This is a genomic window from Paenibacillus sp. FSL R7-277, assembly GCF_000517965.1.
GTDB classification, from domain to species: Bacteria; Bacillota; Bacilli; order Paenibacillales; family Paenibacillaceae; genus Paenibacillus_AQ; species Paenibacillus_AQ silagei.
Map to the genome: position 1 here is coordinate 72,245 of NZ_ASPX01000005.1, position 13,475 is coordinate 85,719.

At 53.2% G+C, this 13,475-nt stretch carries 14 protein-coding genes; 9 read left to right on the forward strand and 5 right to left on the reverse strand.

Annotated features, from left to right (window positions below; genetic code table 11):
- Nucleotides 1–456 precede the first annotated feature (456 nt).
- On the forward strand, nt 457–648 hold the full coding sequence (locus C173_RS02415; RefSeq protein WP_036701722.1) for a hypothetical protein: 192 nt from the start codon (nt 457–459) through the stop codon (nt 646–648).
- Between the two features lies 1 nt (nt 649).
- Here C173_RS02415 and trpS read toward each other — a convergent pair whose 3' ends face one another.
- Nucleotides 650–1,639 carry a tryptophan--tRNA ligase gene (gene trpS / locus C173_RS02420; protein ID WP_036722062.1) on the reverse strand — a complete coding sequence of 330 codons (990 nt, stop codon included), beginning with the start codon at nt 1,637–1,639 and terminating at the stop codon, nt 650–652.
- Between the two features lie 447 nt (nt 1,640–2,086).
- Between trpS and C173_RS02425 the strand changes: the two genes are divergently transcribed.
- Both C173_RS02425 and C173_RS02430 read left to right on the forward strand, forming a co-directional pair.
- Entirely contained in the window at nt 2,087–3,058 is a 972-nt protein-coding gene (locus tag C173_RS02425) for an aldose 1-epimerase (RefSeq protein ID WP_036722064.1), read from the forward strand.
- Nucleotides 3,059–3,160: 102 nt separating this feature from the next.
- Nucleotides 3,161–3,394 (forward strand): alpha/beta-type small acid-soluble spore protein, encoded by a 234-nt coding sequence (locus C173_RS02430; RefSeq protein ID WP_036701727.1) that lies wholly within the window; start codon nt 3,161–3,163, stop codon nt 3,392–3,394.
- 114 nt (nt 3,395–3,508) lie between these two features.
- On the opposite strand, the gene C173_RS02435 is transcribed toward C173_RS02430, so the two are convergent.
- Both C173_RS02435 and C173_RS02440 read right to left on the reverse strand, forming a co-directional pair.
- On the reverse strand, nt 3,509–3,883 hold the full coding sequence (locus C173_RS02435) for an O-methyltransferase (RefSeq protein ID WP_235191739.1): 375 nt from the start codon (nt 3,881–3,883) through the stop codon (nt 3,509–3,511).
- A gap of 392 nt (nt 3,884–4,275) precedes the next feature.
- Entirely contained in the window at nt 4,276–6,075 is a 1,800-nt protein-coding gene (locus C173_RS02440) for a M3 family oligoendopeptidase (protein WP_036722069.1), read from the reverse strand.
- A 104-nt stretch (nt 6,076–6,179) separates the two neighbouring features.
- Here C173_RS02440 and C173_RS02445 point away from each other — a divergent pair, with 104 nt between their 5' ends.
- Nucleotides 6,180–6,371 carry a YycC family protein gene (locus C173_RS02445; protein WP_036722071.1) on the forward strand — a complete coding sequence of 64 codons (192 nt, stop codon included), beginning with the start codon at nt 6,180–6,182 and terminating at the stop codon, nt 6,369–6,371.
- On the forward strand, nt 6,368–6,598 hold the full coding sequence (locus C173_RS02450) for a hypothetical protein (RefSeq protein ID WP_036722073.1): 231 nt from the start codon (nt 6,368–6,370) through the stop codon (nt 6,596–6,598). Before C173_RS02445 ends, C173_RS02450 begins: the two co-directional genes overlap by 4 nt.
- A gap of 120 nt (nt 6,599–6,718) precedes the next feature.
- Here C173_RS02450 and C173_RS02455 read toward each other — a convergent pair whose 3' ends face one another.
- Nucleotides 6,719–7,423, reverse strand: coding sequence for a DUF2225 domain-containing protein (locus C173_RS02455; protein WP_235191738.1), 705 nt, complete (start codon nt 7,421–7,423; stop codon nt 6,719–6,721).
- A 29-nt stretch (nt 7,424–7,452) separates the two neighbouring features.
- Complete coding sequence (locus tag C173_RS02460) at nt 7,453–7,836, reverse strand: globin domain-containing protein (RefSeq protein ID WP_036722077.1); 384 nt, start codon at nt 7,834–7,836, stop codon at nt 7,453–7,455.
- Nucleotides 7,837–8,275: 439 nt separating this feature from the next.
- Here C173_RS02460 and ylbJ point away from each other — a divergent pair, with 439 nt between their 5' ends.
- The 4 genes from ylbJ (at nt 8,276) to C173_RS02480 (ending at nt 13,314) form a co-directional block, all read left to right on the forward strand.
- Entirely contained in the window at nt 8,276–9,547 is a 1,272-nt protein-coding gene (gene ylbJ / locus C173_RS02465) for a sporulation integral membrane protein YlbJ (RefSeq protein ID WP_036722081.1), read from the forward strand.
- 132 nt (nt 9,548–9,679) lie between these two features.
- Nucleotides 9,680–10,477 carry an NAD kinase gene (locus C173_RS02470; protein ID WP_036722084.1) on the forward strand — a complete coding sequence of 266 codons (798 nt, stop codon included), beginning with the start codon at nt 9,680–9,682 and terminating at the stop codon, nt 10,475–10,477.
- Nucleotides 10,478–10,649: 172 nt separating this feature from the next.
- Nucleotides 10,650–11,828, forward strand: a complete 1,179-nt coding sequence (locus C173_RS32640) for a stalk domain-containing protein (protein WP_051477765.1) — start codon at nt 10,650–10,652, stop codon at nt 11,826–11,828.
- A gap of 34 nt (nt 11,829–11,862) precedes the next feature.
- On the forward strand, nt 11,863–13,314 hold the full coding sequence (locus C173_RS02480; RefSeq protein ID WP_036722086.1) for a S41 family peptidase: 1,452 nt from the start codon (nt 11,863–11,865) through the stop codon (nt 13,312–13,314).
- Nucleotides 13,315–13,475: the final 161 nt, after the last annotated feature.

Below are 13,475 nucleotides of genomic sequence, written 5' to 3' on the forward strand. Positions count from 1 at the left end.
TCACGGACAGTCTGCTGTTGCAGGGAATGGAGTTAAGCCCACCTGTGCGGTCAAAGTTCACGCCGAGATGTTGTAAATATTGCAACTCTGGAACAGGGATTAAGATGTCGCTGTAGGGATTGTTGCATGAAATGCAGGAATTTCCCCGCTCCGCCGTTTGGGGGAGGAAGATTGTGGCCTTTTGTGCAACATTATTTGATTTGGAGCGATTTATTAATCGAGATGTTGCAATTTGTGCAGGATTATGCAGCTCACCTAATACGTTATAGACTTTATTTAACGGGGATCTATTCTCTTGCCCCCCTCTTGACGTCCGGGACCGCATAAGGCACAATCAACAACAAAGCGGTTACAGGTCAAAGCCTATACGCTCACTTTACGTGAAATCCCGGCATGCTGCGAGCACACCGGGATTCACTTGTACATTATTTGAAGCAGAAAGGAAGGCTGGAACATATGGGTAAAGGTCTGTCACTGTGGTTCGCCTGCTCTTCAATTCTACTCCTCACAGCAGCTTCCATCTCGATCAGCTATAACATTTGGCTGGCGCTGCTGCTCGGCGCGCTGTGCGTGCTTAACATCGGCTGGGGCTTCATCGTCAAGGCCAGGCTGAGACGCAAGGCGGAGAGCAACCAGCCTACCCCTTAACTTAACGGGTAGGCAGGAAGCCCATCCGTTCCTTCACGCCCTCCAGGGTACGGGCGGCACTTATACGTGCACTTTCGGCACCCTGAGCCAGAATATCGCTGAGCATCCCTGAGCTGCGGATGTCCTGATATCTTTGCTGGATTGGCTCCAGCAGCGCTACGACCACTTCAGCCAGCTCTTTTTTGAAGCCGCCGTACATTTGGCCTTCATATTTGTCGGCAATCTGCTGCAGGCTCATTCCCGAGCACTCGGCATAGATGCTCATCAGATTGCTGATCTCCGGCTTAGCCGCCGGGTCGAAAATAACCTCACGGCCGGAATCCGTTGTGGCCCGGCTAATCTTTTTGCGGATTACATCAGGCGGGTCCAGGAGTCCGATTCTGCTGCCGGGGTTGGGATCGCTTTTGCTCATCTTCTTGGTGCCGTCATCCAGGGACATGATCCGCGCTCCGACCTCCGGAATGTAAGGCTCAGGGACGGTGAAGAAGTCACCGAACCGGTGATTGAAGCGTCCCGCCAGGTCACGTGTCAGCTCCAGATGCTGCTTCTGGTCTTCGCCTACCGGTACCAGATCCGCATTGTAGACCAGAATGTCGGCGGCCATCAGCGACGGATAGACGAACAGACCTGCGCCTACGGATTCTTTGCCGGCCGACTTATCCTTGAACTGTGTCATCCGTTCCAGCTCACCCATGGCAGTGAGCGTAGTCAGAATCCAGCCCAGCTCGGCATGCTGCGGCACATGGGACTGCATGTAGACATGCGCGATCGATGGATCAATGCCTGCAGCCAGATACAGCGCGGCTACCGATTCCGAATTCTCGCGCAGGGCTGCGGGGTCCTGGGCTACCGTAATGGCATGCAGATCGACCACCATGAAATAACATTCGTATTCCTTTTGAAGCTTGACGAAATTCTTGATTGCCCCGATATAATTACCGAGTGTGAGTGAACCGCTGGGCTGTATGCCCGACAATACTTTTTTAGCCATCCTCTTATCCTCCATCATCATTATAATTGTCCGCTGGTGCAAGGAACGCAAAAAGGCCCCACATCCGCAAGGGACGTGAGACCGTGGTACCACCCTTATTCGCTGCCTGGAGTCCCCGGAGGGATCTATGCAAACAGCCTTGGCTTCCGTTAACGGGGAAGAGACGGCCGGTCTACTTAGGGCTTCTGCAGCCTGTTCGAGCGCGGCGCTCAAGGGTCCATTCAGTCAGAGGTGCACCACCGGTTCACATCAGCCACCGGCTTTCTGGAGGTACAGTCCATGCTTACTTGTCCCTGTCATCGCATTACTTGTGTTAATTGATGCCTCCATCATAGATCGGCCCGGAGAAGTTGTCAAATCCCTAACCTCCGCCGGATAAATCTGGTATGATAAAGGTATTCGTGTGTATGTAATCCGATTACAGCTTATCAAAGGAGCATATCTCTTATGAAACAGGTGACCAAAGGGCAATGGAACGGTTATGATACGTATATTTTGCATAGCCGGGAACTGGAAGTCACGCTTCTGCCCAGGCTGGGTAATAACGTAATTTCATTATGGGACCGCACCATGGAGCGGCAGATCCTCCGTCAGCCTGAAGAAAGCGACTTGGCATCATATATGCAGAAGCCTTATCACTTCGGCCTTCCGCTTCTTGTGCCGCCTGGCCGCATACGCGGCGGAAGCTTCCTGTTCGACGGCACAAGCTACCAGTTCGACCGGAATGCGGGAGAACATCATATTCACGGGCTGCACCGCGCCCAGGCTTGGTGTGTCAGTGATATTGAGGAGGACGAGTTCGGCTGCGCGGTCACCACTGAGTTCATAACCACAGATGATCCGGAGTGGATCAGACAATTCCCTGAGCCGCTGAAGCTTGAAATGACCTTCCGGCTTCAGGATGACCGGCTGCAGCAGACGCTCAAGGTCACTCATCTTGGCAGCAAGCGTGTTCCTTTTGGCGCAGGCTACCATACCTGGTTCATGCTTGACGGAACGCCGTCCCGCTGGAATGTTACCCTTCCTGCCGGGGCCGTCTGCGAGCTGAGTGAGGATCTCCTGCCTACCGGACAACTATTGCCGCTCGGAGAGCTTACGAGCCTGCATACCCGGCTGAATCTTCAAGGTGCGGACCTGGATACCGTCCTGCGTATAGCAGAGGGCCAGCCTGCCGAGGCCAGCCTGATGCGCGATGATGGGTACGGGCTGCGTTACTCAGCCGATACTGACTTCTTCCGCCACTGGATTCTCTATACCAAAGGCGAGGCCGACCAGTTCCTGTGCATTGAACCGCTCACCTGGCTCCCGGATGCGCCTAATCTCCAGCAGGACGCCTCCGCTACCGGGCTGATCACGCTTGAACCCGGACAGACGCTGGTGCTGGGGGGCACCCTGCAGATGATCTACCCGGAACAATAAATTTCATAATAATTACCATCCTATAAAACTTCAACATCCGTGCATGAATTCTCCCTCCCGCGCTCATACTATCTTCACAACGGGCGAAGGAGGTGAGCACACATGGGTCAAGCAGGTCAACAAAGTCGTGGTAGCCGTTCTAACAACCTGGTCGTTCCTCAAGCGAATGCAGCGCTGCAGCAGTTGAAATATGAAGCAGCACAAGAGCTTGGAGTAACTATCCCGGCTGACGGTTATTATGGGAACTATACTTCCCGCGAAACAGGTTCTTTGGGAGGATATATCACCAAACGTCTGGTGCAACTGGCAGAGCAACAACTGTCCGGTCGTTCGTAATCGCTACCTTATCTTTACAAACCGTCTAAGCCGTGAGGCATAGACCGAGCAGCTTCACAGCCCTCCCGCGCTTCTCGTCGAAGCGCAGGGGGGCTTTTCTATATGTATATAGAATCAGCCGAAGGATTGATCCGAGACATCGCCGTGGCTGCTGCGCGGATAGCGGATCATCAGATTCGCCATATTGTAATTGGACTCCAGCGTGGCATCCACCACCACCATCCCCTGGCGTACAGCAAATTCATAGCTGATCTCTCCATGTGTCCACCGTTTCTTATATTTCAGGCTCTCCAGCGCCATGACGCGGAATGAGGATTGCTGGCCTGAAGTCAGCCCCTCCTGCCCGGCTGCGAAGCTTCCGCTGCGTCCGGCGAGCGGATTGTGGCGGACCCCGAACTTGCCGATGATATTATTCCTGATCTGTACAAATACGGTCCCTGAATTCAGTCCTGACAATTCCTCCTGCAGCTCATGAAATACCAGATCCATCTGTCTTGCAAGCGATAATTGTTCCGTCCTCACATGCATTTCCTCCTAAAAGTCTTGTGGGTGATGCAGCCTCATGGCTCTGCCTCACACAACACTTGCTTCGTAAGCAGTTGTTTGAATTTTGTGGGTCTAGCAGCGCTTATATAAGGCTTTAGGCTCATTATAGGATACTAATTAAACACGCACAACATTATTCAACATAATTGGGTTATAATCCCTATAAATGCGCAAATTATTTAGTATTAATAGCAATATACAAACTTTTGTCGCCATTTATCGACAAATAAACAGCATAAAAAGACCCCTTAACCGGGGTCTTTGCACATTCACACCATATTCAACCGCCATCATTTTACAGTAAAAAAGCATTTCGTCTCATTTTCGACAAATTCTTAGCCGCGTTGTTCCGTCATTTCCAGGAATTCATTAATATCGGCAACGATTAAATCTGCAGCCCCCTGCCAGAAATCCGGCTTGGACAGATCAACGCCCAGATGCTTCGACACCAGATCCTCCAGCGTCATCACTCCGGTATCCTGCAGCAGGCTGTCATATTTACCGGCAAAGGAAGCCCCTTCCTCAAGCGCGAGCCGGTATAGACCGGTGCTGAACATATACCCTACCGTATACGGGAAGTTGTAGAACGGCACATCTGTGATATAGAAATGAAGCTTGGACGCCCAGAAATGAGGATGATATTCGGAAAGAACCCCGCAGAAGGCTTCCTTCTGGGCTTCCTCCATCAGCGCGGACAATTCCTCACTGCTTACCAGACCTGCCTTGCGCTTCTCATAGAAGCGGGTCTCGAACAGGAAGCGGGCATGGATATTCATGAAGAACGCCACACTGTTCTGGATCTTCGCTTCAAGCAGCGCCAGCTTCTCCTCACTGTCCGTCGCAGATTTCACCTGCGCATCCGATACAATGACCTCCGCGAAGGTGGAAGCCGTCTCTGCCACGTTCATCGCATAGTTCTGGTTGAACAGCGGCTGGTCCTCCAGCAGGAAGGAATGATAGGCATGGCCCAGCTCATGCGCAAGTGTGGATACATTGGACGGCGTACCGCTGTAGGTCATGAAGATGCGGGATTCCTTGCTCTCCGGGAAGGAGACGCAGAAGCCCCCCGGACGCTTCGCGGCCCGGTCTTCGACCTCGATCCAATCCTTGTCGAAGGCGCGTTTGGCGAAATCCGCCAGCTTCGGACTGAATTTGCGGAACTGGGTCACGATGTCGGCGGCTGCCTGTTCATAGGGAATTTTGCCGGAGGACTTGCCGACTGGCGCATCCACATCGACCCAGGCGAGTGACTCCAGACCCAGAATCTCCGCCTTGCGCTTCAGATAAGATACCAGGGCAGGCTTACTCTTCGTGATTACATCCCACATGACATCCAGGGTCTCACGGGACATACGGTTGATGCCCAGCGGCTCCTTCAGCACATCCTCCCAGCCGCGGCCCTTGTACAGCTTCAGGCGGAAGCCTGCCAGATGATTCAAGGTATCTGCACAATAGTCGGCCGCCCCGCCCCAGGCTTCTTCCCATTTGCGGAACATCGTACTGCGGACCTCAGGATTCTCATCCGCCAGCTTGTTGAAGGCTTGCCCGGCAGAGAGCAGCTTCTGCTCCCCGTCTTCTTCACAAGGAATCTGGATCTGTCCGACAATCGTCTCATAATGCTCGCTCCAGCCATGATAGCCGTCAACTGCAAGCTCAAGTGCCAGGCTCTCCAGCTCCGGGCTCATCTTCTCACGGGCCAGATTCCGGCTCTCACTGAGCACGAAATTCAGCGGGGCAATCTCCGGCCGGGCCATCCACTCGGCCCATACCGCGTCAGAGGTCTGCCGGAGCACGTTATCGAAGGCAGAGCTGATGCCCTCATAACCGGCGCGCAGCCCCGTTACCTTGGAGGACAGTCTCACCGCCCCTTTGTCGAGCTGGTTCTGTGCACCCAGACAGCCGGCGAATTCCGAGGCCTGTGTAAGGCGTCCGGCACAGCTCTGCAGCAGCTCAATGACCGGGTCCAGCCCCTTCGTTGAAGCCGCATCAGCCGGTGCGGCAGCGGCAGCCACCTGTGCGCGCAGGCGCTCAATATCGGATTCGAGCTGGCTCAGGAAGCTCTCAAACTGCGGGGAGGCAGAGCCTCCCGGAAAAATCGATTCCAGCTCCCATGTCAGTGATAACGGTTGTTTCATATATACTCACCATTCCTTCGTTATAAGTAGTTTTCTTTGTATTTGCGGTACAGCCATGGTAAAGTGAATCATGATACTCCACTAATTGTAAGGAGGGCATCCTGATGAAGCCACTGCAAATATCGCCGGAGACGGCCATCACCTTATCGAAACAACTCGGCGTTCCGCTGGAACACCTGATGCATATGCCCCAACATATCCTGCTGCAAAAGATCGCTGAATTATCCAAGAAAGCTGCTAGCGAGACCCCCGAAGGCAGCGTGCCTGCTCCCTCTGACGAGAAGGACAAGCAATGATCCCCTTCAGCCATACCTGGCCTTATGACATTATTCTTGGCGACATGTACGTGCAATACTGCCCCTTCTGCGACCATGAGAATGTTCTTCTGCCGATGAAGCCGCGGGAGCTGCAGCACGTGCGTGACGGCAAAAAAAAGCTGCTGGTCTTTCCCTGCTGCAGTGCAAGTCCCACCGTCATTGATAATGACAATGACTACTTGTTGTTTGACCGGGCGGTCCGCTAAACGCGGTTGTCCGGCAGTTCGCCCCGCTTAAGCGGGCAGAGGCGTAGAAGAGGCATCCCTTCTACGCCTTTTTGCGTTCCGGTATACCGGATAGACACTCTAACACCCTCACTCCGCCTTCTATGTACCTGCGGGAAGCCCGTCCGGATCAACGTCCAGCCCGCGCATCTGCTCACGCAGAATGGCCCATTGCTCGCGAGAAGCCCGGATCATGGCCGCATCCGTAATCCGCTGGTCATTAATGACCCTTGAGAACCACCGCACAGCAGCGGCGAACTCCCCGATCCGGCGGTTCAGCTCACCAATCAGATACATCAGCCGCGCATCATTACCACCGGATGAATCATTCTCGAACACCTTCACATACTCATCCAGCGAATAGGCCAGGAAACGCTGCTCCTGCACCGAATCCCCTTGATAACGGTACAGCCAGGCAATATGGTGAAGCAGGCTGGCTATAATACGTTCCTTGTCCTTAATGCTCTGCGCGCAGATCAGCGCCAGCTTGTACGTCTCCAGCGCCTCCTCCCAGCTACGCTTCTCTCCGAAGTCGCGGGCTTGCCACCGTCTTCCTACTTGTGCATCGAAGGACTTGCGCTGCCAGTCGGCCAGCTTGTCTGCAGAATTCTCCGTGGAGGCAAAGCCGCACTTTGGACAGACCCGAACCACATAATAATCGGGATTCTCCGCCTTGTAATAGGAGCAGAAGTCCGCATCGCGGCGGATGGCCTTCTTAAGGCTGGGACGTACTCTTGAGGTTGAAAATTCATGTTCACAGTTACAGCAGGTAACCTTGATCGAGTAAAGCGGTATTAATTCCGGCACGGGTGCCCTCATCCTTTCACAACTACACTTTATTCATGGGGCATATTGACAAAATGATGGGCGGGACCCGCCAGCCGGCTCAGGACAAACGTACGCAGGGACTCCTCCACACCAATCTCCTCCAGCGCCGCCTTCATGCAGGCGAGCCAATCCTCCGCCAGAGCAGGAGTGATGGGGACATGCATATGTCTGGCTCTCATCATGGGATGGCCGTGCTGCTCGGAGAACAGGGCAGGGCCTCCAAAGAATTGGCTCAAGAACTGATATTGCTTCTCCAGCACCGGAGTAATATCTTCAGGGAATAACGGGCTGAGCTGCGGGTGAAGCTGCACCTTGGCATAGAACACAGTCACCAGACGGTGAATTCCCTCAGCGCCTCCCAGGCTGTCATACAGGCTCTCTTTCGGATTCATTTGGAGGTTTCGCCTTCTTCCATATTAATCTGATAAGCAGTTGCTTATCATTATACCAAAAAACAGGCTGCACAGTTATCCCTGCCTTAAGACATGCCTGCTAAGCCTATGAAAATAAAAATTTGAACAAAAAAAGGCGCCAAACCAGAGTTCAGCGCTCGTAAGCTAATCAGTATGTTCTAAAATCTTCATCACCAGGCGGGACAAGGGAGACCCGGATCACATATACAAAAGCACAAACGAGCACTCCGGCAACTACACTCATCACCATCACTCCATCCCTGAAAATCTATCTCAACAAGATGTGCATTAATTAAGTTTATAATACCATAATTTCAATGAAAAAGCACCGGTAAATGTAACCGTTTTCCTCGTTTTTTTGTGCTGTTTGTCCAGCTTTCGGCATACAACTAAGCATAGAACTGGAGGCGAGAAACCGATGACTCTGAACAAAATCGCAAGCCCGCTGCTCGGGATCGTGCTGGCGGGCTGTATGCTGCTGATGCTGGTCCATCCCGCAAGCTCCCTGGATGCGGCGCTGCGCGGGCTCGCCGTCTGGTGGGATGTGCTGTTTCCCTCGCTGTTCCCGTTCTTTGTCATCTCTGAAATTATGCTGGGCTTCGGCATCGTCCATCTCTTCGGCGCTCTGCTTGATCCGCTGATGCGCCCGCTCTTCAATATACCCGGCAGCGGCGGCTTTGCCCTAGCAATGGGATATGTATCAGGATACCCTGTCGGCGCGAAATTAACCGCCAAGCTGCGCGAGCAGGGAATGATCAGCAGAATCGAAGGCGAGCGGCTCGTCGCCTTCACGACCTCCTCAGACCCGATTTTCCTGCTGGGTGCGGTCTCTGTCGGATTCTTTCACGATGCCTCTCTGGGGCTTGTGCTTGCCCTTGCCCATTACGGAGGAGGGCTCATCGTAGGTCTGCTGATGTCCTTCCATGGCCGGGGCAGGCCGGAAGCAGCAGCTGCGAACACCGCCCTCCCCCATGCAGGCAGCTCTTCTGCATCTCCGGAAGGACAAGGCCCCGGCAGGCTGCGGACTGCCCTGAACGCGATGGCAAATGCGCGCCGGGTAGACGGCAGAAGTCTCGGCGAGCTGCTGAAGAGTGCCATTACCTCCTCACTCCAGCTTATTATTGTTGTCGGCGGCCTGGTTGTCTTCTTCAATGTGCTGATGGAGCTGCTCGCCCGTGCCGGCGTAATGTCCGCCCTGTTCAGCATGACCGGACGACTGCTGTCGCTGGCCGGCTTCCCGCCTGAGCTCTCAGCCGCCTTGGTCAGCGGCTTATTCGAAGTGACGCTCGGCGCCCGGTCGGCTGGTGAAGCTGCCGGAGGCGTGCCGCTGCAATTCAAGGCTGCGGCGGCAGCGTTCATCCTCTCCTGGGGCGGCTTGTCGGTTCATGCACAGGTCGCCAGTATCCTGAACGGTACCGGACTGCGCTATCTCCCGTTCATGGCCGCCCGCCTGGTGCATGCCCTCCTCTCAGCGGTTCTGCTTCTCCTGCTCTGGAAGCCGGTAGTCAGCTCGGGACTGGCTGGTCAGTGGTCCATACTACCCGCCGCCTCCGGGCTGGCCGCTCCAGAAGCCGCTCTAATCAGCAGCATCAGCCTGCTCTGCCTTCTGCTGGCAGTCATGCTGGCCCTGTCTCTGGTAGTCTTTGTGCTCGGGAAGCTGTGGCGGCAATCTTATGCGCACCGCAGCTAATTCGATATGTCACGGCTCTGCTGATGCAGCACTGAAGCGGATTCCGGCTTTTCACAGCGCTAATATTGTGTTCCGGGTCAAGATTGATTATGATCGGTGTATGACTGAATTACACAAAGGAGCCTGTACACCTTGAGATATTATGTTCTGGACCGCGGAGATGAATTATCCATCCAACTAGCGGAGCAATTTCACAAGCTGGCGCAAGGCCGGAATCTGGAGCTGGATGCCAAATCACCGGAAATCGTGATCTCGATTGGCGGTGACGGCACGATGCTGCACGCTTTTCATACGTTTATCGATCAGATCCCGAACCTCGCATTTGTTGGCGTGCATACCGGCCATTTGGGCTTCTATGCGGACTGGCAGGCCGAAGAGCTGCCGTCCTTAATTGATTACATGTGCGGAGAGGTTGGGCCGCATAAACCCCGTATCGTACAGTATCCGCTGCTCGAACTGGAAATACATAAGAAATCCGGCTCCAGCAAGCACATTGCCCTGAACGAATTCACCCTTAAGGGCGTGGACGGGACGGTTGTGATCCAGGTGGATATTAATGATGTGACCTTTGAGATGTTCCGCGGGGACGGCCTGTGTGTATCCACACCTTCCGGCAGTACCGCTTATAACAAAAGTCTGGGAGGCGCTATGGTACACCCCTCGATCGAGGCGCTGCAGATTGCTGAAATTGCCTCCATTAATAACCGGGTATTCCGCACCATGGGCTCGCCGCTAATGCTGCCTAAGCATCATCACTGCGATATCTTCTCGCGCAAGGATCAGCGCCTGCTGCTGACCATTGACCATAATAATATTCCAGTGGATGATCTGATTTCGGTACGTGCTCAGGTCGCTGACAAAAAAATCAGCTTCGCTCGTTACCGCCCTTTCCCGTTCTGGAACCGTGTCCGGGAGGCCTTCTTGGTCTAGTTAGTATTTGCCGATAAAGCCGGAGATGCTCCCGATCTCCGGCTTTATCATGCCGGCTGACGGGAACTCTACTGAGCCTGGCAGTATCCCGTAGAATAAATAGACAGACGGAATTTCCAAATGGTATAATGGTTCTATTTTACAAAGTTTTCTATTTGAAGGAGCGAATCTATTGAAGAAATTAGTATCCCTGCTAGGCATCAGCCTGCTGGCCCTTGTGCTGGCGGTTCCCGCTTTTGCCGCAGACAAACCCATTAAGGTGTATATTAACGGCAGCAATCTTGCCTTCACAGCAGGGACTCCGTATCTGAAGAATAATACGGTGCTCGTGCCTTTCCGCGTTGTTTTTGAGAAGCTTGGCCTGCAGGTGCTGTGGGACTCCAAGACGGGTACGGTAACCGGCACCGGAACAGGCCTGGATATCAGCCTTAAGGTAGGCAGCAAGCGGGCCAGCGTCAATGGAACCGTCAAGCAGCTTACAGTTGCTCCTGTATCGAACGCCGGGACCACTTACATACCCTTGCGCTTCATTGCCGAAGCCACCGGGGGCACAGCGGTCTGGGATGCAGCCAGCCGCAGCGTGAAGATCACCGTATCGCCGTCCTCCGCCTCCAGTGAGCAGGAGATCAAGGCTATCATTCAATTAGCTAACCAATATTATAATGAAGAGAAGGCCAGCAGCTTCTATTCGATTGTCGATGCAGGGGCAGACAAACCAGAAGCTGTAAGCAATATGAATTCCCAGTTCGAGCTATATGACATCAAGAACACGATTGAGAGTCTTAAAGTCCTCAGTGTTACAGGCAATGAAGCTACAGTCTATACTGTCGAAAAAGCAGTACGAACCGGCGGTTATTATACTCCGGATGAGCAGTACGAATATTTATATACACTGATCCGTCAAGACGGCGCGTGGAAGATCTCTGAAATGGAGCTGCAGGAATCCTCTGTGCTGCTGACGCGCGAACAAGGCATGAAGCCCGCTGTGCTTCCACAGGGCGATCAGACCGGAATTAAGGATACGCTAAGCAAATACTACCAGGGTATGAATGCCCGCAATGCAGATGCAGTCCTTGCCGTGATGACCTCGTACGATAAGGAAGAGGATGACTCTTACAAAGAGGAGCTGCGTGATTATTTCAAAACCTACGATCTGAGCTATGCGGTGTCTTCCTCCAATGTCTTCTATTACACTGACTATGAAGCCGCAGTCTATACGGAAGTGGTGATTACGGACGGTGAATCGAAGGAGACCTATACCCAGTCTCTGATCCTCCTGCTCTCGAAGCCGGAGAGCGGTGCCTGGACGATCGACACTACTTATCATATCGGCTTCGACGCGCAGTCCTAAATTCAAAAATTCATCTAAAGGATGTAATGAACTCATGAAATCAGCCAAAATCGTTACCGCACTCTTAAGCGGCTGTCTGGCACTATCCATCGCCTGGGCCCCTGCTGCTTCAGCGGCAGATGCTGCTGCCTCTACAGAAGCGGCGCAAGCCTCGAAGACGGAGATCATCAATGAAATTATGCAATATCTGGAGTATTACAACGTTGAGGGTGTGGACCAGGATACACTTATCCGCGGTGCAATTGACGGTATGGTAGGCACATTGGAAGATCCTTATAGCCAATACTTCACGAAGGAGGAGGCTGCTGACTTCGGTCATCAGGTCGATCTGGAATATGTCGGCATCGGTGTCCGGCTGATGTATACGGCCAAAGAGCTATATATTGAAGAGGTCATGAGCGGTTCACCGGCCGAGGCCGCAGGGCTAAAGCGCGGCGACTCCATTCTCAAGATCAACGGAGTGCGGGTGGCTGATACGAACGGCGATGAGCTGAGCGGCAAAGCGGGCACGAAGGTCTCTCTGCTGATTCAGAGAAACGGAGCTAACAAATCCTATACGGTAACCCGCAGTGAAATTGCTACAAGCTCCGTAACCAGCAAGATGCTTAACTCTAAAATTGCTTATATCTCCATTAACGGCTTCACCCAGACTGCCGATGAGGAATTCTCCGCAGCGCTGGACAAAATGCGTTCAGGCGGCATGAAATCGCTGGTTCTTGATCTGCGAGATAATACGGGCGGTTATATGGACAGCGCCCAGAATATCGTCTCAAAGTTCATGGATTCCGGCATTATGATGTACACCTCCGATCAGACCGGTACACTGAAGCCGGTCGCAATTACGAACGGCAGCAAGATCGGCGTGCCTGTGGTCGTATTGACCAATGAATATACGGCCAGCGCCTCCGAAGCCTTAACCGGTGCACTTCGTGACAACAAGCTGGCTACAGTTGTAGGCACGCGCTCATACGGAAAGGCCCGGATTCAGAGCCTGATTCCCATGTCCGGCGGCGGCGAGCTGAAGCTGACCACCATGAAGTATCTGACTCCGAACAAGGAGGACTTCAACCATATCGGGCTTGCTCCTGATATCGAGGTCAAGGGCAAAACTGCCCAGTTGATTACCGCTCTGCAAATTGCCGGTATGAAAGAGATTGTCGCGTCTGGTGACCATCATATCCTGGATATCAACGGCACTGCTTTTGCCGGAAATGTAGGTCTGATCAAGCAGGGCGATAAGGTGTATGCTGCCTCCCGTGTCCTCGCCGCACTAGTGGAGAATGAGGTCTCCTGGGATGCCAAGAATAAAAAGGTAATGCTGACCACCGGCGCCGGTAACGTATTCGGGTTCACCCTGGCCTCCAAGGAGGCGCTGTTCCAGGACGGAGAGTCCTTCATCGAGCTGAATGCCTTCAAGAAAAAGTTCCCTGCGCTCGTATGGAGCTACAATGCTTCACTGAAACAGCTGAAATTAGCTGTGAAATAGAATCGTCAGAGGTTTTTCGCATACCTTTGGCCCGTGCCCTCTCGCCCGCCCATAGAATTAGAAAAAGCCCCTTCAGCTAGTGTGGAGGCCACTGAAAAAGTCCATAAAGAACTGAAAGAGACATTCGACACAAAGAATGTCTCTTTTTTTCGATACAATTA